The organism is Paenibacillus sp. FSL H8-0261, from assembly GCF_045040645.1.
Taxonomy (GTDB): Bacteria; Bacillota; Bacilli; order Paenibacillales; family Paenibacillaceae; genus Paenibacillus_AQ.
The window spans coordinates 787,788-811,041 of sequence record NZ_CP150297.1; the positions used below are offsets into that span (position 1 = coordinate 787,788).

13 protein-coding genes are annotated in these 23,254 nt (G+C 41.9%); 8 read left to right on the top strand and 5 right to left on the bottom strand.

Annotated elements, in window-relative coordinates; all coding sequences use genetic code 11:
• Positions 1 to 87: 87 nt before the first annotated feature.
• The 6 genes from scfA (at position 88) to MHI27_RS03515 (ending at position 14,357) form a co-directional block, all read left to right on the top strand.
• Positions 88 to 237 (top strand): six-cysteine ranthipeptide SCIFF, encoded by a 150-nt coding sequence (gene scfA / locus MHI27_RS03490; RefSeq protein ID WP_076098734.1) that lies wholly within the window; start codon positions 88 to 90, stop codon positions 235 to 237.
• Between the two features lie 122 nt (positions 238 to 359).
• The gene (scfB, locus tag MHI27_RS03495) at positions 360 to 1,754 is read left to right on the top strand and encodes a thioether cross-link-forming SCIFF peptide maturase (RefSeq protein ID WP_405175589.1); all 1,395 of its coding nucleotides are present in this window, start codon (positions 360 to 362) and stop codon (positions 1,752 to 1,754) included.
• Positions 1,755 to 2,144: 390 nt separating this feature from the next.
• Positions 2,145 to 8,147 (top strand): S-layer homology domain-containing protein, encoded by a 6,003-nt coding sequence (locus MHI27_RS03500; protein ID WP_405175590.1) that lies wholly within the window; start codon positions 2,145 to 2,147, stop codon positions 8,145 to 8,147.
• Positions 8,148 to 8,368: 221 nt separating this feature from the next.
• On the top strand, positions 8,369 to 9,838 hold the full coding sequence (locus MHI27_RS03505; protein ID WP_405175591.1) for an N-6 DNA methylase: 1,470 nt from the start codon (positions 8,369 to 8,371) through the stop codon (positions 9,836 to 9,838).
• Positions 9,831 to 10,934 (top strand): restriction endonuclease subunit S, encoded by a 1,104-nt coding sequence (locus tag MHI27_RS03510; RefSeq protein ID WP_405175592.1) that lies wholly within the window; start codon positions 9,831 to 9,833, stop codon positions 10,932 to 10,934. Before MHI27_RS03505 ends, MHI27_RS03510 begins: the two co-directional genes overlap by 8 nt.
• Positions 10,935 to 11,009: 75 nt before the next feature.
• Entirely contained in the window at positions 11,010 to 14,357 is a 3,348-nt protein-coding gene (locus tag MHI27_RS03515; protein ID WP_405175593.1) for a DEAD/DEAH box helicase family protein, read from the top strand.
• 155 nt (positions 14,358 to 14,512) lie between these two features.
• Here MHI27_RS03515 and kwaB read toward each other — a convergent pair whose 3' ends face one another.
• Positions 14,513 to 15,469, bottom strand: a complete 957-nt coding sequence (gene kwaB / locus MHI27_RS03520) for an anti-phage protein KwaB (protein WP_405175594.1) — start codon at positions 15,467 to 15,469, stop codon at positions 14,513 to 14,515.
• On the bottom strand, positions 15,466 to 16,050 hold the full coding sequence (kwaA, locus tag MHI27_RS03525; RefSeq protein ID WP_405175595.1) for an anti-phage protein KwaA: 585 nt from the start codon (positions 16,048 to 16,050) through the stop codon (positions 15,466 to 15,468). Before kwaA ends, kwaB begins: the two co-directional genes overlap by 4 nt.
• Positions 16,051 to 16,527: 477 nt before the next feature.
• On the opposite strand from kwaA, the gene MHI27_RS03530 reads away from it, so the two are divergent.
• Complete coding sequence (locus MHI27_RS03530) at positions 16,528 to 17,145, top strand: sce7726 family protein (protein WP_405175596.1); 618 nt, start codon at positions 16,528 to 16,530, stop codon at positions 17,143 to 17,145.
• On the opposite strand, the gene MHI27_RS03535 is transcribed toward MHI27_RS03530, so the two are convergent.
• The 3 genes from MHI27_RS03535 to MHI27_RS03545 form a co-directional block, all read right to left on the bottom strand.
• Positions 17,078 to 18,121, bottom strand: a complete 1,044-nt coding sequence (locus MHI27_RS03535; RefSeq protein WP_405175597.1) for a beta family protein — start codon at positions 18,119 to 18,121, stop codon at positions 17,078 to 17,080. The genes MHI27_RS03530 and MHI27_RS03535 overlap by 68 nt on opposite strands.
• Positions 18,122 to 18,361: 240 nt before the next feature.
• Positions 18,362 to 21,253 carry a DUF3427 domain-containing protein gene (locus MHI27_RS03540; protein WP_405175598.1) on the bottom strand — a complete coding sequence of 964 codons (2,892 nt, stop codon included), beginning with the start codon at positions 21,251 to 21,253 and terminating at the stop codon, positions 18,362 to 18,364.
• 1 nt (position 21,254) lies between these two features.
• Positions 21,255 to 21,653, bottom strand: coding sequence for a (deoxy)nucleoside triphosphate pyrophosphohydrolase (locus MHI27_RS03545; RefSeq protein WP_042184825.1), 399 nt, complete (start codon positions 21,651 to 21,653; stop codon positions 21,255 to 21,257).
• A 188-nt stretch (positions 21,654 to 21,841) separates the two neighbouring features.
• Here MHI27_RS03545 and MHI27_RS03550 point away from each other — a divergent pair, with 188 nt between their 5' ends.
• Entirely contained in the window at positions 21,842 to 22,912 is a 1,071-nt protein-coding gene (locus MHI27_RS03550) for a hypothetical protein (protein WP_405175599.1), read from the top strand.
• Positions 22,913 to 23,254: the final 342 nt, after the last annotated feature.

The following is a 23,254-nucleotide window of genomic DNA, read 5'->3' on the forward strand; positions in this document are numbered from 1 at the left end:
ATAGACGTACTTGCGTGAGGTTGCTACGATGTTCCATGGAAATTAAGTGAAAGTGATCACAAGAAATTACAGAAGGAGTTATTTATCGTGAAAAGAATCGTAACACTGAGCACCCGCAAACTGATGGATACCGCAAAACACGGCGGATGCGGCGCATGCCAGACATCTTGCCAATCCGCTTGTAAAACTTCCTGCGGCGTTGCAAACCAGAAGTGTGAAAATGCAATGAACAGATAGGATTCGGAATTTTACCGCCCATTGCTCTGCTGATGGGCGGCTATTTTTAAGAAATGGATTCTATCCCTAAAGGATGGCAAAGCCGTTTCTACTTGTGTGCAAAAGGAGCTTGATTAGTAAGTATGATTCATCAATATAAACTAAACGGATACAATATCGTGCTCGATACCTATAGTGGCTCGGTGCATGTTGTTGATGACCTAGCATATGAAATTATAGCGGATTATGAGAAAACTTCTGCCGAAAAAATCGTGACAACGCTGTTGGATAAATATAAAGATGATTCCAGCATTTCCGAGAGCGACATTCGAGAAACCATCGCGGATATCGAGGCGCTTAAAAATGATGGACAACTCTTTACAAAAGATGAGTATGAGAACCTCTCGCTCGATTTAAAAAAACGAAAAACTTATGTTAAGGCACTCTGCCTCAATGTTGCGCATACCTGTAATTTGTCATGCGACTATTGCTTCGCTAGCCAAGGGAAATACAACGGAGATAGGGCAATCATGAGCTATGAGGTTGGACAAAAAGCTATCGATTACCTGCTTGAAAATTCGGGTCATCATCGAAACCTGGACATCGACTTTTTCGGCGGGGAACCGCTTTTGGCCTGGAAAGTTGTTAAACAGATCGTAGCTTATGCAAGAAGCAAGGAACAAGAATACAAAAAAAAGTTCCGCTTCACCTTCACGACGAACGGGATGCTGCTTAACGATGAGGTCACCGAGTTTTTAAATCAGGAAATGTACAATGTCGTATTAAGCCTGGATGGAAGAAAAGAGGTTCATGATCGACTTCGCCAAACGGTTAACGGAAAAGGCAGCTATGATCATATTGTTCCGAAGTTCCAGGAATTCGTTCGTAAGCGCGGGGACCAAGAGTACTATGTTCGAGGAACTTACACTCGTAACAATGTCGATTTCACCAACGATATATTTCATATCGCAGACCTTGGTTTTGACAAGATCTCTATGGAACCAGTCATCTGTGATCCAAAGGAACCCTATGCACTTACCGAGGAGGACCTGCCGGAGATATACAACCAGTACGAAATTCTCGCCAAGGAAATGATCGGTCGAGGTGAACAAGGCAAGGGGTTTACCTTTTATCACTACATGCTTGACCTCTCGGAAGGACCTTGCATCCAGAAGAGAATCACTGGCTGTGGTTCAGGAACGGAATATCTTGCTGTCACACCCTGGGGAGAGCTTTTTCCTTGCCACCAGTTCGTAGGGGATGAAGAGTATAGCATGGGGAACCTCTGGGATGGCATCACAAAACCTGGGTTGCAATGTCAATTTAAAGAGAGCAACTGCTACTCGAAGCCGGAATGCAAAGACTGCTGGGCGAAACTCTACTGCAGCGGCGGTTGTCCTGCCAATGCGCTGCACGCGACTGGATCCCTGGTCGGAACCTATGACTTCAGCTGTGACATCTTCCGCAAAAGAGTCGAATGTTCCATGATGGTGAAGGTTGATGAATCCATTAGAGCGATGGAAGAGCAATCTAACTAGTTAAATAACGGATGAATACACTATAACCGAGAAATCTACACTTTTAAATAAAGTGTTCTTTCTCGGTTTTTTTGTATTAACTAGAACTATGATCATAGATTGTCTTTTCCATCGGCAATCAGGATGAAGAATTCAAAACGTGACGGCCTAATCTGTTTAATAGACAGAGAGGGCTTTTTTAATGTGCGAATCTATGATTTTTTCTTTGATCACAAATATATATGACTAAAGTCATATTAAATTCGCGATTTAGTGTATTTTTTTGTCGAAAAATAAACTATTTTCTAAGAAATGTCGATATAATAGGATAGAAATCTTCTTTTCTGTAGTAACTGCAATTACGGAAGCGTTAACAATTATATGAATAGTCATTCGACAAGGAGGAAAGCGATGTTAAAAAAGTTAGGCAAGATTGGATTGGCATTTATTTTAGTCATTGGGCTGCTGCCGATGATTTCACTCCGGGCATACGCTGCCATACCCTCATTCACCAAAACGGTGGACATTCCCATTCAGCCTCCAGTTACAAACGCCTCGGGTAAGAATGTTTCTGATGTTGATGTTCTTCCTGACGGAAGTACCGCAGTAGTGTTGAACACATTCGCTTATCAAGGCAATTCCTACGTATATTCTTATTTTTTGAAGATTTTTGACAGCACGGGAGCACTTAGATCAGATGTTGATCTGAGTAGTCTAATGGATACCTATTACAATATGACTGATGTGAATATGCTTGCACTAAGTGACGGAAAGATTCTGATTACTTACCATAAAAGCGACAGCGGGGATAACAATTTGCAATTGGGAACCGTTAGGGAGAGTAATCCCAATGCCTATTTCATGGTGCTAAACCAGTCAGGACAAAAGGTGGTCGGTCAGACGCAGATTAATACATACTCTGCCGCCAGTACCCCGGCACTCACGCGCTTTGTCTCTATAACGGAGTTGTCTGACGGCAATATAGCTTTTTCCTGGCAACGAAACGACAATATTAGCACGGCTACGCGTGTGTTCTCTGTTACGGGTAACCCGATCTCGAGCGAAACACTGCTGGTTTCCCATAATGCGAGCATGTCTTATGTATCCGCTGGAGACGGTGTATATATGGTTGCTTACAATTCAGGAGTAGGACCCCAGACGGATACTGTTTATCTGAAAATATTCAGTAATAGTGGGACTCTGTTAAATACGATTAATAAAGGAATAAGAACGGATGAAAAACAGCTGTTTCTATCCACGTTGAACAACGGGAATTTCATGTTCAGCCAATATAACTATAGAAACGACTCATCAACGGTTTCTTTATATGATAAGAACGGTACGAGTAAGGGTGATTTTACAGTAAGTGGCTCTCTAGGCGAATCTTCGGCTGCTATTTATAGGGATGGTGCAAATCCGGGCTTTGTAACCGTAAGTACGGATCCCACTTCTACCAATGCCATCAATGATGCGTACAACAACTTTAAAGAATGGTCGGGAACGCAGTATGCTTACCTGAATTATTATGACAATGACGGTAACTTAGTCTTTACATCGGATCAGCCGGTGGATTCCGCTCCGGTGGCTATGCAGGGTTTCAATGAAGCCACTTGGATGTACGCTGTGGAATATTATCCAAGCTTCAAATTGTATCCCACCTTTGGTGACAAGCTTGTCTTGGTGACAACCGATAATACGGATGCTGATCATTATAGAATAACCGCTAAAATATTTGAGACGGGAGCTCCGGCACCAGCGGCTATCATTGACTATGCGGCTGAGCAACTGACCGGACTGACGCCAAACAGCGCCTACTCGGTTAACAACGGTACAGCGGTAACGGTGACAGCGGATGGTAAGCTGGCTATAGACAGCAGCTGGTTGGGAACGTCAGTGAGCATCGTGAAGAAAGGCGATGGCTCGTCGACAACGGATAGCCCGGCACAAACGCTGACTATTCCATTCCGTCCAGGGGCACCGACTGGTGTAACGGCGACGAATGAAACGGCGATAAGTGCTAACGATGGTACATTGACTAACGTAACAACTGCGATGGAGTACAAGAAGGGGGTGGCGGGTACTTGGACGAATATTTCAGGTGCAACCGTAACGAGACTTGATCCGGACATGTACTATGTCCGGACAAAAGCGACGGTGACGGCGTTTGCGTCAGAAGCGAAGAGCGTGACGGTGGCTACGTTTGTGGCAACACCGGAAGTGACACCGGCAGCCATCATTGATTATACGGCAGAGCAGTTAACCGGTCTGGTGCCAAACGGCTCGTATACGGTGAACGGTACGGCAGTAACAGCGACAACAGATGGTAAGCTGGCCATTAACAGTGGTTGGTTGGATACGTCGCTGAGCATCGTGAAAAAAGGCAATGCCTCGACGACATTGGATAGCGCGGCGCAGACGCTAAGCATTCCGCCACGTGCAGAGGCGCCGACTGGTGTGATAGCGACGGATGAAACGGAGATTAGTGCTAACAATGGTACATTGACGAACGTGACAACCGAGATGGAATTCAAGAAAGGTACAGCAGGTGTATGGACGAGTGTAGCAGGTGTAACCGTAACGGGACTTGATCCGGACACGTATTATGTGCGGACGAAAGCGACGACTACGGCATTTGCTTCAGAAGCGAAGAGCGTGACGGTGGCTACGTTTGTGCCAACGCCGGAAGCGGCACCGGTAGCCACCATTGATTATGCGGCTGAGCAGTTAACAGGTTTAACGGCAAGCGGCTCGTACACGGTAAACGGGGCTTCGCTAACAGCGACAGCTGATGGCAAGCTAGCTATTGATAGCATTTGGTTGGGGACGTCATTGAGCATCGTGAAGAAGGGCAATAGTTCTACGACAACGGATAGCACAGCGCAGACGCTAAGCATTCCGATCCGTCCAGGGGCGCCGATAGGTGTAACGGCGACAGACGAAACGGCGATAAATGCTAACAATGGTACATTGACGAACGTGACAACGGAGATGGAATACAAGAAGGGTGCGGCAGGTGAATGGAAGGATGTGACGGGTGTAACCGTAACGGAACTAACTCCGGACACGTACCATGTGCGGACGAAAGCGACTGGGGCAGCATTTGCGTCAGCTTCAGTGCAAGTGGCGGTGGTTGCTTTTGTGGCGACACCGGAAGTGGTACCGGCAGCCGTTATTGATTATTCGGTCGAACAACTGACAGGCTTGACGTCAAATGGCTCGTACACAGTAAACGGAGCTTTGGTAACAGCGACAGCTGATGGAAAATTAGCTATTGGTAACAGTTGGTTGGGAACATCGCTAAGTATTATGAAGAAAGGCAATGGCTCGACGACAACGGATAGTGCGGCGCAGACGTTAAGCATTCCGTCCCGTTCAGGGGTGCCGACTGGTGTAACGGCGACGGATGAAACGGCGATAAATGCCAACGATGGCAAATTGACGAACGTAACAACCGCGTTGGAATACAAGAAGGGCACAGCAGGTGCATGGACGGATGTGTCAGGCACAACCGTGACAGGACTTATTCCGGACACGTATTATGTCCGGACGAAAGCGACTTTGACAGCATTTGCGTCAGAAGCGAAGATCGTGACGGTGGCTACGTTCGTGCCAACGCTGGAAGCAACACCGACAGCCATCATTGACTATGCGGCAGAGCAGTTGACAGGCTTGACGCCAAGTGGCCTGTACACGGTAAAAGGTTCAGCGGTTACGGCGACAGCAGATGGTAAGCTGGACATTAATAGTAGTTGGATAGGAACATCGCTAAGCATCGTGAAGAAGGGCAACAGCTCGACGACAACGGATAGCGCGGTGCAGACGCTAAGCATTCCGTCCCGTTCAGTGGCGCCGATTGGTGTGACAGCAACGGGTGAAACGGGATTGAACACAAACGATGGTACGCTCATCAATGTTACTAGTGCAATGGAATACAAGAAAGGTACAGCAGGTGCATGGACAGATGTACCTAGTACAAGCGTGACGGGGCTTACTCCAGACACGTATTATGTGCGGACGAAAGCAACAGCGACGGCATTTACCTCGGCTTCGGTGCAAGTGACGGTATCGGCATTCACGAAAATGCCAGAAGCGATGCCAGCAGCCGTCATCGACTATGCTACTGAACAGTTGGCAGGCCTGACGCCAAGTGGCACATACATGGTAAACGATACAGCGATTACGGTGCCAGTAGATGGCAAGCTGGAAATTGATAGCAGCTGGTTGGGAACGTCACTGAGCATCCTTAAGAAAGGTGACGGTTCAACAACTACGGACAGTGCGGTACAGACGTTAAACATTCCATCTCGTGCAGCGGCTCCGGTAGGTGTGACTGTTACGGATGTAACGTACAATGGGGCTAATAACGGTACCATTCAGAATCTGACAGTCCAAATGGAATACAAAATAGGCAGCACTAGTCTTTGGACAGAAGTTACAGACACAATGATTACTGACCTTGCGCCGGACACGTATTATGTTCGGGAAAAGGCAACGGCAACAGCATTCGCTTCTATTGCTGCTCAGGTTATCGTTCATGACTCGAATGCGGTCATCCCGTCCGCGCCTGAAGTCACGGCCGATGATCTGAACAATACGATTGTTGGTCTGGACACAAGCATGGAATTTTCAGTGGACGACGGACCTTACGTACGGTACGACGGAACCAACTTGCCGGATTTGAGTGGTGAGAACATCGTTAAGGTACGTGTGGTAGCTAGCGGGTCCGTTCCAGCGGGACCGGCAACTACGCTGACCTTTACAATTAATATGCTTAACCCTGCAGGTGGCTTGAACGTGATTGCCATCGATCCAAGTGGCTCGGCAAATAACGGCTATACGCAAATCACCGTTATACCTGCGCTGGCTGAAGGGCATAAGCTCTTTTATAAGAACTTTGGCGCTGGTAGCATCGTCGTACCCAATGTGGGAGATGTCCTGATTGGATACACGCTTGTAGGCATTGAAGGATTGGTTCCTGCGGCCAATGGGGATGCGATTGGGATTGCAGAGGTAGATGCTGACGGCAAAGTGGTGAAATACGGTAGTGCAACAGCAGCTGTGGTGGCTGATACCGTAACATCTGGTACTGATCCGGTCAGCCCAGGATCCGGAAGCAACTCGAATAGCGGAACAACCCCCGGTAATGCGAACACAGTTGTTACCGATGTGATCGTACTCGTTAACGGTAAAGAAGAGAACGCGGGCAAAGCAACAACAACGACCGTAGGAAACGTGGCAACAACTATTATCGTCGTTGACCCAGCTAAACTCCAAGCGAAGCTGGACGCGGAAGGTAATGGGGCGGTGGTGAGCGTTCCTGTGACGCTGGATTCCAACATCATCGTCGCTGAGTTAAACGGTCAAATAATTAAGAACATGGAGAACGCATCGGCTACCCTAGTGTTTCAGACAAGCAAAGGTACTTATACTTTGCCAGCCGATGAAATCAACATCAGTGCGTTAGCTGAGAAACTTGGAAATGGCTTGAAGCTGGAAGATATCACACTGAAGATTACGATCAGTGAGACCTCGGCATCTATGAACCAGGTAGTGGCAGGTACTGCAAGTAGAGGTGGCTTCACACTTGTTGCACCGTCGCTAGATTTCACTGTTACCGCTACTTATGGTACATCGACAGTGGAAGTGAGCCAGTTCAATGCTTATGTGGAGCGGATAATGGCGCTTCCGGATGGTATTAATCCTAACCGAATTACAACCGGAATCGTTGTGGAGCCAGATGGCACAGTGCGCCATGTACCGACCAGAATCGTTCTGAAGGACGGCAAATACTACGCAGTTATTAAGAGTGTGACGAACAGTTCGTATTCGGTGGTCTGGCATCCGCTGACTTTTGCGGATGTGGAGAATCATTGGGCGAAAGACGCAGTGAACAATATGGGATCTCGTCTAGTGATTAATGGAGTGAACAAAACGATGTTTAACCCGAATGCAGATATCACCCGGGCAGAGTTTGCGGCGATCATTGTACGCGGTCTGGGACTGAAACTTGGGGAAGGGAAGACAGCATTTGCAGATGTAGCAGCTAATAGCTGGTATGCAGGAGCAGTTGAAACGGCATCCGAGTACGGTCTGATCACTGGTTTTGAGGATGGGACATTCCAACCGGATGCTCCAATCACACGTGAGCAGGCCATGAACATTATCGCTAAAGCGATGAAGTTAACAGGACTTGCGGACCAGACTGGCACAGTGGATGCGACAAGCATACTCGCTGCCTTTACAGATGCCGGCAACATAGGCGTTTGGGCTAAGGACAGTCTGGCGCTAGCCGCCAAGTCTGGCTTAATCAGCGGCCGTGGCGACAATAAGCTGGAGGCAAAGGCTAATGTCACCCGTGCGGAAGTGGCAGTTCTGATTCAGCGGCTACTGCAGAAGTCAGGGCTTATTGATTAAATTGTGAAGGGTAATGAAAAGCGGATTCAGCATAGGTCTGAATTCCGCTTTTTTTTGTTTGGTTAGGACATTTTCTGGTCTATCATTGGGTAATAGCTATAACTGACTGAGGGCAGTGGAAGTATAGGGGATTCTAGGTACTTTGATTAAGTAGATAGGTGTATAATATAGGGAGTATTATCGAATTAAGAGTGATTATGGAATAGAATGGAGCAAAATGGATGCTAACAGGAGAAGTTCGCAACAAGGTTGATAAAATATGGTCTGATATATGGGCGGGTGGTATCAGTAATCCTTTAACGGTTATTGAACAGCTTACCTATTTAATGTTTATTCGTTCCCTCGATGAGAAGGAATTGGAGAATGAGAGTTTTGAAGCTTTAAGCGGTGAAGCCATGCCGAAGATTTTCCCCCAGGACGAAGAGGGGCAAGAACTGCGCTGGAGTAAATTCAAAACCAAAGATGCCCGGATCATTTATGATATTGTCGGCACAAAGGTATTCCCTTTTATCAAAGCAATGAATGGAACGAACATGACGGCTTTTTCGCGTTATATGCAGGATGCCATGTTCCTGGTTCCAACACCGCAGGTATTGCAAAAGATGATCACAGGTCTTGATGAACTGTATGAACATGATATAAAGAACCTGGATATGCAGGGTGATCTTTACGAGTACATGTTAGGCAAACTGGCTTCGGCTGGTCAAAATGGTCAGTTCAGAACTCCAAAGCATATTCGCGACTTGATGGTCCGTCTGCTTGCGCCTACACCTAATGATAAGATCGTTGACCCAGCTTGCGGTACAGCAGGTTTTCTTGTCTCTTCTGCCGAATATATTCGTGAAAAATACGAGTCTGAAATGACCAGTGAACAGTGGGAGCATTTCGCAGGTGAGATGTTCTCTGGGTTTGATACGGACAGAACGATGCTTCGCCTGTCTGCTATGAATTTGATGCTCCATTCTATTAGCCAGCCAAATATTGATTATGTGGATAGTGTATCCAAACAGAATAATACGGCTTCCTCCTATGATATTGTGCTAGCCAATCCTCCATTTACCGGAACCGTGGATATCGAGAGTATCAACGATAACTTGAGAACGATCACTGATACGAAAAAAACAGAGCTTTTATTCGTGGCACTCTTCCTGCGAATTCTTCGTAAAGGTGGACGTTGTGCTTGCATCGTACCGGACGGCGTTCTGTTTGGTTCGACCAAGGCGCATAAATCACTTCGCAAAGAACTGGTAGAGAATCATCAGCTTCAAGCAGTAATTTCCATGCCGAGTGGTGTGTTCAAACCGTATGCAGGAGTTAGCACGGCTATTCTGTTGTTTAGCAAGACTGGTGCAGGTGGTACGGATAAAGTATGGTTTTATGATATGAAGGCAGACGGTTATTCCCTGGATGATAAACGCTCTCCTATCGAAGGCAATGATATCCCGGATATCATTGCCCGTTACCATAATCTTGAAGGTGAAGCTGATCGTCTACCTACAGAGCCAAGCTTCCTAGTGGACAAGTCTGCAATTGAAGCGAATGACTATGATCTGTCGATCAATAAATATAAAGAGGTTGTATATGAAAAGGTAGAGTACGACAAGCCAGAAGTAATCATGGCTCGATTAGATGAGTTGAACCTTGATATTGTCTCCAAGATGGAGGAATTGAGGGGGCTGCTGGGTGAGTAATTGGGAAAAGGTTAAGTTGGGGGATGTTGTAACACTTCTAAATGGACGTGCATATAAGCAGGATGAATTACTGGATAAGGGGGATACCCCTGTTTTAAGAGTTGGTAACTTCTTTTCTAACAGAGGGTGGTACTACTCTGATTTACAGCTAGAAGAAAATAAGTATTGTAATAAAGGTGATTTGTTGTATGCTTGGTCAGCTTCATTTGGACCGATGATATGGGACGGACCAAGGGCTATCTATCATTATCATATTTGGAAGATTGTTCTTAGTGAGCATGTTGAAAAAGGATACATGTATCACTTACTTCAACAAAGTACAAAAACAATAAAAGAGCAGGGCCGGGGGATTGCCATGATTCATGCAACAAAAAGTGGTATGGAAAAAATGCTAATCCCACTCCCACCGCTCGAAACACAAAAAAAAATTGCCAAAACATTAGATACCGCCGCAGAACTGCTTGCCATGCGTAAACAGCAGCTTGCTGAGCTGGATAATCTTATGAACTCGACCTTCTATGATATGTTCGGCGATCCTTTTGGAAATCCAAAAGGATGGAATATGTGTCAGCTGTCAGATTTAGCCGTTATTATTATGGGGCAATCGCCTAATGGTAGTAGCTATAATGAAGAAGGCGAAGGAACGCCACTACTAAATGGGCCTTCTGAATTTAGAGAAAAATATCCAAAAGAAAAACAGTGGACGCTGGAGCCAACAAAAATGTGTCAGAAGGATGATATACTATTTTGCGTCAGAGGGGCTACCGCTGGAAGGATGAATATATCTGATAAGGAGTATTGCATTGGTCGGGGATTAGCTGCCATAAGACCTAAGCAATATAGTATGCAAGGCTTTATCTACTTATATTTGAAAATGATGTATAACCATTTTCAAGTAACATCTAATGGTAGTACATTTATTAATATTAGTAAAGATCAACTCCATAAGTTACCTTATTTGAAAGTTGACACTGAATTACAAGATAAGTTTTCAAATATCTATTTAAAAATCGAAGAACAAAAAGCCCTCGTCAAAATATCTATCGATGAAACGCAGCACCTCTTCGACAGTCTAATGAGCGAGTACTTTGAATAACGAGCTATAGCTTTTCCTAATCATTTTCTCTTATTCAATTAATCTCTACCACCATTCTACCCGTGAGGTGATCCAATGCCTGCTAACTTTGAATTCTTACAGGGACAAACGGAATATAAGTTATTTGCTACAGCTTCCATTGAAGCGGAGAGGGTGCTTGCCACCTCTCCGGCAATGGCGGCGGTAGGTAGCCGTAAGGCTTTTGAGCTTGCTGTGAAATGGGTTTACGCTGCTGATAACACCATTACCATGCCGTATAAGGACAATTTGCAGGCGTTGATTCATGAACCCACTTTTAAATTCGCGATGGATAACCAGACTTGGGGCAAGCTTTCCTATATCATCAAGCTGGGAAACCTTGCGGTACATACGGATAAGGCAATCAGCAGCAGTGATGCGGTGTTGTCACTAGCCGCTTTATTTGAATTCGTACAGTGGATTGATTATTGCTATGGTGCTAATTATGAAGAACGCCATTTCGCAGAGAGTAATATTCCTGTTGAGAAGGTAATTCTGGATGAAGCCAGGATTAAAGAGAAAGATAGCTTAATAGAACAAAAGGAATCTGAGATTGAAGCTCTACGTGCTCAGATCGCGGCAATGAGTGACAAGCTCACCGCAGACAAAGAGCGGCACCAGGAAGAGCGTCATTTTACTCCAGAGGACATTTCGGAGTTCCGCACTCGTAAAAAATACATAGATGTAGACCTAAAGCTACTTGGCTGGACAATCGGTGATGATGTAAGGGAAGAAGTAGAACTGTACGGGATGCCTAATAATGAGGGAAAAGGTTATGCCGACTATGTGCTTTATGGCAAGGATGGCTTGCCTCTGGCAATCATTGAAGCAAAGCGTACCTCCAAAGACCCGAAGGTCGGAACCCATCAGGCCAAGCTGTATGCAGATTGTCTGGAGCAAATGACTGGCAGACGTCCGATGATGTTCACGACCAACGGATTCGAGACCAATCTGTGGGATGACATTACCTCTCCACAGCGTAAGGTAAGCGGTGTGTTCTCCAAGTCAGATCTGCAGAAGCTGATTAATCGGCGGAAGGAACGCAAGGTTTTGGATGAAGTGGTTATTGATGATAAGATCACAGACCGCTACTACCAGAAGGAAGCGATTCGTGCGGTATGCGAGAATATTGGGACAGGTCATAGACGATCTTTGCTGGTTATGGCGACTGGCACCGGGAAGACAAGAACAGCCTCCAGTTTAACTGATGTGTTATCCCGTGGAGGGTATGTGACCAACATCCTATTTCTGGCCGACAGAAAAGCCTTGGTCAAACAAGCGAAGGACGATTTTAAGAACTATCTGCCGGATATGTCTCTTTGTAATCTGCTTAGCAATAAGGATGACAAGACGGCTCGTATTGTTTTTTCCACTTATCCAACGATGCTGAATGCGATTGATAGGGCTAAGAGCGATGACGGTAAGCGTTTATTTACTCCTGCTCACTTCGACTTAATTATCGTGGACGAAGCACACCGGAGTATATTCAAGAAATTCCGTACCATATTTGAATATTTTGACGGCATTATTGTAGGGCTGACAGCGACACCCAAGACGGAAGTGGATCGTAATACCTATGATTTCTTCGAGATGGAGAGCGGTGTGCCGACCTATGCTTATCCTTACGAGACAGCTGTAGAGATCGACCGCGTTCTGGTGCCTTATCATAATATTGAAGTTACGACGAAGTTTCTGGAGCAGGGCATCACGTATGAGACTCTTTCTGAGGATGATAAGGCGCGATATGAAGAGGATTTTACAGATGATGATGGCGAGATGCCTGAATTTATCCCTTCTCCAGCAATCAACGATTTTATTTTTAATCAGGCAACCGTGGATCGAGTGCTGGAGGATCTAATGACCCAGGGTATTAAAGTATCGGGCGGAGACCGACTGGGGAAAACGATTATTTTTGCGCAAACCAAACAACATGCACAGTACATCGTAGATCGATTTAATAAACTGTATCCTCAGTATAAGGGTGATTTTTCCCAGCGAATTGTATCGGGGGATAATTACACGCAAAGCTTGATTGATGATTTCAAAATACCCGACAAAAGTCCTTATATCGCCGTAACGGTAGATATGCTGGATACAGGTATAGATGTGCCGGAAATCGTCAATCTGGTGTTCTTTAAGCGGATTCGTTCCAAAACCAAGTTCTGGCAGATGATAGGCCGTGGGACAAGGCTTCGTAAAGATCTATTTGGAGAGGGAGAGGACAAGACACTTTTTGTTATTTTTGATTATTTAGGTAACTTTGAGTTCTTCCGTCAACATAAGGAGGGATTGCAGGGGAATGAAGCGCACAGCTTGTCTGAAGCTATTTATGCAAAGCGGGTCCGGTTAATTCATCATATGCAGCAGTCTATCTTTATAGATGAACCCTATCAATTGATTCGTGCTGATTTGATAGAAATAGTAATAGGACAAATTCAAGCCCTTAATACGGAATTAATATCTGTAAAAATGCAGCTGCAATATATAGAGAAGTATAAACATAATGCGGCTTTTGTCTGCCTACTGGAGCAGGATCAATCCAATCTGATTAAGTATCTCGCGCCTATTGTTTACATGGATGATGTAGATGAGCATGCCAAACGTTTTGATAATTTGATATATGGTCTAATGCTTGCACAGGTTGAGGAATCGCCTCAATACAAGAAGGGAAAGAAACAACTGATAGAGGTAGCTACCACCCTATTGCAGCGTGCAACTATACCGCAGGTTAGACAAAAATTGACGATTATCCAAACCATAGGCACGGACGAGTTCTGGGAAAGCGCTAATATACTGAATTTTGAAAAAGTACGTACAGAGCTACGTAGTCTCATTAAATTTATCGTGGATGAAGGCGGCAGGAATCCGATTTATACCAACCTCGCCGATGAGGTTCTTGAAGTCCACGAGGGAAAAGCAATGTATGAGGCCTATACCTTTGAGGATTATAAGCTCAAGGTCAACCGCTATATTGAGAAGAACCGGGACAATCTTGTGATTCACAAGCTCCGCAATAATATTCCGTTAACTGCTCTAGACTATGAGGCCTTGGAGAAAATCTTTATAGGCGAACTTGGCACCGCAGAGGACTATCAGCGGGAATTCAAGGACACCCCGTTTGGCTTGCTTGTGCGCAAAATTGCCAAGCTTGAGTATGAGGCGGCAACGGCTGCCTTTTCGGAATTCATCAATGATCAATCGCTGAGTCAGGGGCAGATTGTCTTTGTCAAAAAGGTAATTGATTATATTGTCCAGAACGGTTATATCGACAATGTGTCTGAACTGATTAAGCCGCCTTTTGACAAGCCACAGAGCTTCATTAAGCTGTTTGATGGAACGAAGCAACGAAGACTTGTAGAGATGGTTACACAGATTAAAGAGAATGCGGTTAAGATTATTGGGTAGAGATAGTTTTGAAATTTATATTTAAAATACATAGGGGGATTGAGGGAAGTATGAATTTTGGAAATTAAGAAAAAACTACGTTAATACTTTGAACTAATAAAATAATATAGAAAGAGCGGAGATATGTATATCTCTGCTCTGATAAATAACTTTATTTACACTTCAACAAGATCTTTACTTGAACTATCATAATTTAATTTTGTAAGCTGTGAGCTTAAAAAATCATCATTTAAGAGCTTCAAAAAGAGATTTTGTGATTTTTTTGTACTTAGATCAAATTTACTTCGATCATGATTAAATTTGAATTTACCAGTAAGGGGGGTAAAGCTATCTATGAATTCAACAATTTGTTCTATTCTAAATGAATTAAGTACAATAGAATGATTACTTATCTGCGCAAGTTTACGGGCAAATGTCATGTCAGAGATTCTTTCTTCCATAAAACTTACATCAACGACTAATTCAGATGTTTCAATTAGTTCAAGTCCTTCTTTTGCTTTTTTGGACACTACTTTGTTATAACCAAAATTCTTTTCTAATACCTTTATGTTTTTCACAAACAATACATCATTCAGATAAAAGAAATCGAAGTCAGGATATATTTTTAAAATATCTTCAGGTATTTGGACTAAGCGGTTTTCAGATTTCCATAAACCCATAGCTCTGCTATCTCTTTTATATAAATTGATTGGGTAATGCTGTTTATATGAAATTAATGTCAGTTCTTCAATAGATAAGATAAAAACAATGCCTGATATTTCTTCGAATTTATCATCTGTAAATGAAAATGGATCAAAAGTGTGTTGCGATCGTAAGATTGTAAATGGTTCAAAACCTTGAGGTAACTCATCGTAATCATAATGAAAAAGGGTCTCTTTTCGTTCTTCAATTCGTGAAATATCAGCTATCCTTAACTCATCATTTTTTACTATTGAATCATTTAGTGAGCTCAAGAAATTAAGTTTGAGTGTTTCTTGATCGTCATTATCAATATCTGCGAACTTTATTACTTTTCCATCTTCTTTATTTAGGATGAAAAAGACTTCGCACACAAATGTATTAGGTGAATCAATAAAACGCAGTAAATTTTGATTTAATTCTTCTTTATTCATCTACGTACCCTCACATAATAGATATTTTCGTGTATTGTTTTGTAACTTAATGTATCTCCTAGGGAAACATCTTCTCTTGAAATAATAATGATTTCTTCCTCATTACCAGTTCTAAATGTGGCATTAACTTTAAAAATTTTGTAACCCAATAATGCCAATGTAGGGTTAGTATAGAACATGTTGGTTTTTACATACATAATACCGATAGCAACTAAAAGTAGAAATAAAACAATTGCGTATCGAATTTTGGTTAAGTCAAAGGCAATTAAGGGAATAATATAAGTCGATAGAAACGTGAGATGCTCATAATTTCTATTTTCAATTTTTTTAACAGTAATATGATTTTGTTGGCTGCCAGCAAGCTTATATTTAAAATTAAAGAAGAATAAAATACCAAGCAAAAGCAAAATAAATGCGAAAACTGGAATTATATTGCTTGTAATAAGTTTCTTGAAACCAATAAAGGAACAACTGTTTTTAAGACAGATAGGAATATCAATTGTTACAATAATAATTAGAATAAATAGAAGCCAGAGAGAGATAACATAAAGCTCTATTTTATCCCAACTTTTTTTTAGCAAATTATCCCTCCTCACCTTAAAGAATAATGTATACTGTGAGGCCCATAAAGTAAATGATTTTATGGGATATATCCCAAATAATTGAATTTAGGTTGAGGCGATGATTGGTGTGGGCAATCCAGGCTCATAGTTTCAGAATCAACCACCCGTAGGCACGTGCTGTTGATTGATTCTAAAGTATAGTGAAAATTTTTATGAATGTAGTTCACCATAATAGACAGAATTTAGTCGCTCTGAAATTCAGCACAGTACTGATCGCAGAGTGTTTTTTGACTCTTATTCTATATGAATATGATGTCCAGCTTATCAGAAACCAATGGGCCAGTATGTACTGACTGCTAAAGATCAGGATGACCTGTAGAATTTGCCCTTTTGAATAAGAAGGTTCATTTCATGTAAGGACTTTACTAAGGTACTTATAATCAGTATGATGAGTATGGTTAGGGTGAGTTATAATGATAGGGGCAGAATGTTATTATGGATAGATTAAATGATCCAGAGATTAGAGGAGTACTGTATAAAAAAATAGCCCTTCAAGAGGAATTTATCTCCGATCCTTCAACAATTTTGGTTGATGAGCTGGATGTATGTACAGGCTCTGCGCGTATTGATGTTGCTGTGGTTAACGGTAAATTGCATGGATATGAGATAAAAAGTGAAAGGGACAATCTCGATAGATTGCCCTCTCAGATCGAGTATTACAATAGAGTATTTGATACATTAACTTTAGTTACTACTAAATCGCATATCTCGAAAGCAAGGGAAATAATACCTAAGTGGTGGGGAATTGATTGTGTTAATAATATCGGACAAGATATTCGTATCAAAACAATTAGAAAACCCAAAGATAATCATAAAGTGCAATTATTGGACCTGACACAACTTCTGTGGAAAGATGAACTACTTGAGCTACTTCAGTCACAAGGCATAAATAAAGGTGTTAAAAGTAAGACTCGATACCAGCTGGGTGTGATCGTGAGTGACAAGGTTGATCGTGAGATAGTCTCAACTTTCGTAAGAGAAAAACTTAAAGCTCGTACAGTTTGGAGAGCTCATCAGTTACAGCTACTATGTGATGATTTGCAGCTATCGTAACCCAGCTTGTATTATTTCCAGGGCCCTTTCCATTTTCACCAAGGGCTCTTTCTTTTAAGTCTAGGTCACCATATGAGAAGGATTCTCCATAATAATATGGAGATCTATAAATCTCCAAAGCAATTTCTTTATGACCCCTGATCATAATTTTAGTTGTACGATCCTTCTTCCCTTTGAGAATCCAGTACTTATCCTGTAAGGTGTATCGTGCTTTCGGAAGAATTCCATACTTCATTCTTGAAAAGTCCAGATCTGTATCAGTAAATCTTGTGACTCCGTAATCTGACATTCTCAATCTATCCTTAATCAAGGAAAACTCTGGTTCAATGAATAATTTATTGAAGATCTTAATTTCATACCTTTCAATAAATGTGTCTTCTCCTGAAGCAAGCCCTGACAAATCCTCTGGGAAACTAGTTGATGCAATGATAACGTACTCAATGCAATCACAGTTTAAAACATGAGATCGTATTACTGTTTTAAGTTCTGATAACTTTGTACTTGCCTGGACTTTCCCATCCATGAAATTCACATCTAGCATAATATCAATAGGAGTATCCCTCTCTTTTTTCCAGTCAACCAAAGATTTGAAGATACTGTCATAGTTATCTCCATCTATATCCTCCGGTACAGGTATCCGAAATAGTGCTCTTTTAGCAAGATAAAGAAGCCCATCAGCATATTCAGGTAGATCATCATAATAAAGAACAGGGAAATAATTAAGATCATGCTCGCGGGCAAGTTCTAGTATTGATTTTAGCAGTGATCCATTATCATCGCAGTAATGGGTATCTAAATATGCGGGTTGTCCTTTTAGTGTTAAATTAAGTTCTCCTATTATTCTTTCGGGATCACCACAATCAACTAGTTCTAATATAGGAATAATAGAAGATTTCTGCGAAGGAGTTAATTTTTCAAGTGCAACTTTTTCTCCAGCTTTCCATTTAAGAATAGGGCAATATATTCTGGATTTCATTTTCTTAATCCTCCAATCATAATTCTTCATCGGCTGAAGATATGACTAAAGACTTGTGTTTGACAAAAGAATACAGCATTATTCCTAATTCGAGCTATAATAACGTATATATAATAAAGTAATAAAATTTGCTAAACTGTATGATGCGAAAATACTGATATGTTTTATGCTTTTATGAGTAAATAATCATTTGAATTGTGATGGATAGGATATATTAAACTTTTACAATCAAAATATAACTTAAGCCCGAGTCAAATACCCATACAACTTACTCTCCACCGAATGCTCCAACACCAAATTCATATGCACAACGGATATGGAAGTACCATTCTTATCAACCATAGACGCCTGAACAGCACTTTTCTGATCGGGATGTGCTTTACCCAGATAATAAAACTCCGTTCCGTCCGCATCGTCTTTTTTCACAAATACATGAAGGTCGATGTTTCGTTGGTCTGCCTCAAGTATCGTTCTAACCTCATCGGATTCAAGGGTTCGTCTACTTCTTGTGGACCACTTCAGAATTTCTGGACTCACAAATTCCTCCTGATAGTTCGTACTTGCTTCGACCTCGTCATGCTTGTGATACGTTACAAAGATCGGGCAGGTCTGGTGCTTCGTCTTGTATCCGTACATGGTAGAGCTTTCGTCGCTATGCCAATTCAATAATTTGCAGGTATCTTTGCGGGAGTATTTTTGATACAGAGTCAGTGGCTCGCTGCATACATACTGCTCATTTTTGTGAATTGCGGTTTGAACAATATCTGTGATTATTTCTCTAAAAAAAGCGTTGTTCTGTAAGGACTGTGCCATCTTCGGATGAAATGCAAAATTCTGATCTGCAATGAACTCTACGATAGCGGCATTACCATATTTCTTCCTCATCGCTTCAGTGAAAAAAGACAAGTCTAGAATACGTTTTGCTGAATCGATCGTTTCGGAATCTGTTGAGCAACCACTTTCTTGCAGGGCATTTATGTATTCTTCATATGTAACCTGATCATTTACTAATAGTAGCTTTAACAGTAGGATCTCATGTTTGCGTTTTCCATTAAGAATCTCGGCGGACATCATCATTATAATCATTTTCTCTTGTTCGGATAGATGTGGCACGGTTTCATTGATTCTCTGCAAAAAGTGATAATAGCTAAAGTGTTCCTCAGTAAAGATCAGTGGATCGATCGAATCGTTGTCAAGGAAATCGATTAATCGGGGGATTCGATTCAACCTATTTTTGAGTTGGAAATATTCTTCTCTAAGAATTTTAAGTGCTGTTAAATTGCTGTTGCTAATCGAGTGGTAAATTTGTTGCCTTGCAATCTCTTCGAAATTGATTGTTGAGACGCCTTTAATATAACTGGTGTCCTTCATATGACGACGGATATTGTCCTTGTTCTGCGACCTATCTCCGGAGAGGGCTACCGGAATCAAATAGTTGTTCTTGTAGTTACCTATAAAGTCGATGATAGTGACGAACTCTTTATCCGAGTGTTTACGAAGACCGCGTCCTAACTGCTGAACAAATACAATGCTAGATTGGGTTTGACGCAGCATTACGACCTGGTTAATACAAGGAATATCGATACCTTCGTTAAAAATGTCTACCGTTAGAATATAGTCGAGTTTTCCCGCTTCAAGATCTGTTACACACTGCATACGGACTTCCTGAGAGTCATCTCCTGTTAATGCCTTTGTGCGATAACCCCTTGCATTTAACATGCGGGATAGCTCTAAGGTTTCTTCTTTACGACTACAAAAGATTAATCCTTTTACCGTTTCGCCGGAGTGTCCGTAATATTCCATTTTCTCGATTAGGTAAGAAACCCTTTCGTTCGTAACCAATTGAGAGAGCATCGTTGTATCGTCGATCATTCGGTCGTTGTATTCAAAGTCAGTGACGCCAAAATAGTGAAATGGACACAGCATATCTTCTTCCAAAGCTTCCTGCAGACGAATCTCGTAGGCAATATTATAGTCGAATAACTCGTAGATATTAAAGTCATCCGTTCGTTCTGGAGTTGCAGTCATGCCAAGCAGGAATTTTGGTTTAAAATGCTCAATAACTTTAAGATAAGAATTGGCTCCAGCTTTGTGGACTTCGTCAATCAATATGTAGTCAAATACCTTAGGATCAAAATTTGCTAAAGTTAATTCTTTAGAAATCGTCTGGATGGTGGCAAAAAGGTATTTCGCATTTGTATCTCTACTGTTACCGGATAAAATACCGTAGTCGCTATCTTTTCCCCCCATAATTCGTTGATAATCAGTCATAGCCTTGTGCAAAATTTGTTCTCGATGTGCAATAAATAGCATTCGACTTGGTGCGAAGTTCTTTGCGTCAAAAGCAGAGAGATAGGTTTTTCCTGTTCCTGTTGCCGAAATAACCAATCCTCGATGTGCTCCGGTGCTGCGAAGAGCTTGCAAATTCTTTAGTGCACTTAGCTGCATTTTATTGGGTGAAATTGTACTAAAAACAGTTTGCGGGATCGCTTCAGGAATCAAGGGTAGCGTCAATTGATGGTTACGGTTTGCTTTTTGAACCCCATCATAGAGAACTTGATAAGCTTCGATCCATCTATCCGTCAGTGGGACAGCAGTTTCCCATACTTTTTCGAATTCATTATGAAACTGCCCCAGTAGACCCCCGTGCTTAAAAGAGGTTAGCTTCACATTCCATTCATAGTTGGCTTTTAATGCAGCAGCGGTCAGGTTGGAGCTTCCCATAATGATTGTGGAATGATCTTCATGCTCAAAAACGTATCCTTTGGCATGAAATCCACTTAGATCCGTCAAGCGCACGCTAACATTTGTGATTTTTAGTAGCTCTTTATAGATTTTGGGTTGATTGAAGTTCAGATAATTTGAGGTTAGGATTTTGCCTGTTATCCCGCGCATTTTTAGATCAGCCAAATGCGACTTCAAGGTGGCTAGTCCACTCTCTGTAATAAAAGCAACGGAAAAAATAAAGGACTGGCAGCGATCCAGTTCTTCGAGCAAAGGAGTAAGAACAAAATCGCTGGTCTCTTTATTATTGACTAGAAGCCTAGGCTTGTATTGATCCAAAGAGTCCTGTTGATGGTCAATAAACGCCCAATTTAATGTGCTTTTTAAATGTTGAATAGGATTGTCCATGTTATATTGTCAGCTTCTTCTGAATATTGTGTACAGCAGGAATATCAGCAGGCGCCCAATCTAGTGACATCAGTTCATGCGCAGATAACCACTGGATTGCAACATGTTCAGTTAAGGTAGGCGTCCCGCTTAGTAGGTGGCAATAGAAAGTAGTCAGATGCACAAAGCCAAAATCATACTCATGCACGGTAGTCTCAATCTCTTCACCAATTTCAATCACGCAGTTCATTTCTTCGTTAATTTCGCGTTTAAGCGCAGCCTGTGGCGTTTCGCCTTCTTCGATTTTGCCACCAGGGAATTCCCACTTGTAAGCTAGTGCTTTAGTAGCCCCGCGCTGTGCACAGAGGATCTTATTATTCTCGATGATGACAGCTCCGACTACGTAGATATGTTTCTTCATAAGTTCCCTCCGGTTATGCAGTTTAGTATTTATGAAATCAATTATGCGTTATAACTCTATTCTATTATAGTTTTGGGGATTTGGGCTACTGAGGGATATTATGAAAGATTTCTGACAGACTATTCATCGAATGAATGATAGCATCTAGTGAATACGAAACCTATTTATCATGTATGGGAGAATCGATAATGAAAACTATGCTACGTCTTTATCATGAAGGAAATACGGATTACCATTCAACCTTTTTTGATTTGATACATGGGGACACAGAGACGAAGCAGACCAAAGGACTCTCATACCTATTTTCAAGATATCCTAACTTGATACAGCTGTTTTTAAAAGAAATTAATCGTCTGACTAAATATAAGTATCCAGAATTTAAGCAGGGAATCGATTTTGTCCAGGTAGACGCAGAAATGTTATCAGCTGGAGAAAAGAAAATAAGACGCGATATTACCTTGTCTTTGTTTCAAGGAAACACTAAAAAACTAGTTATAATAATTGAAGCCAAGAGCGTAAGTGCTTCTGTACTGCAAAAGGATATCACAAGGCAGCTGGAGTCGTATCTTGATCCAACAAATTTTCCGCTCGATGCTAATGTGCCTAAGGTAGGTGTAACTTTAACAAAGTATAGAGTGCTTCATCCACCTGAAACTGGATTTGTCAGTCTTACTTGGACAGACATTTTAGAATTAATAAATGATGTAATTAGTCAAGAGAAAAGAAGAGGTGAGGATGTAACAGTTGCAACAGAATTTATAGATTTTATTAAAAGGGTGAGAAAAGGAATGAAGTACTACGAGGTTGAAGTTCTATCGGTTGCTGCGGGTAAGACGTATGAGTTAACGAAAAATTACTTTATTCATGCGTGCCCACATACTGCGAAGGGTTTTTCATATAAAACTCCAATATATATAACTTTCAGATCTAGTGGTGGTGGAGAAATGGAGTTTCTATATAAAATTGATGAGATTGTTGTTTTCGATCCTTTGTCTCCTTCTCTCAACGCTTTATTAGAAGGTGTACAGATAGATTTTGCTACTAGAATTAAAGAATACATATCAAATCGTATAAATGGTGGATATGGATTTAATCATCCGGGAGAAGAGTATCGTTTTTATAATCTTTGTAGTAAAGGCGTAATTCATTTGAAGCATCTACCCAAGCCGCAGATTAATAACTCTGGTGCACGATACTATTCTATCGCTGAACTCATAAAGGGTGAGAAGGTAGTGTTTGTGGAGAGCCAAGATCGGTAAATGCATCAGGTAAATCAGCTTCAAAAGAGTCGCTATCTCGTAAGCGGACATATATCAAACTTTGTTGGAGATTCATCGTATAAAGTTGTTCACACCGGATATTCATCCCATGTGGAGAGTGGCTGTGTTGGTGAGCGATGCTGTAAAAAATGTAGTAGTAGATCGGGTTGAATCATAATACTGATGGAGCGGAAGAATGAAATACAGATAAAAAAGATTGAAGTAAATGATTGAAGACGAAAAAGCGAGAATATCATCTGACGTATTAGAATCAGGTATCCTCGTTTTTTTATTGATTTTTAACTTGATATTTAATTCCTAGAAAGTTGACCATGAGATTAC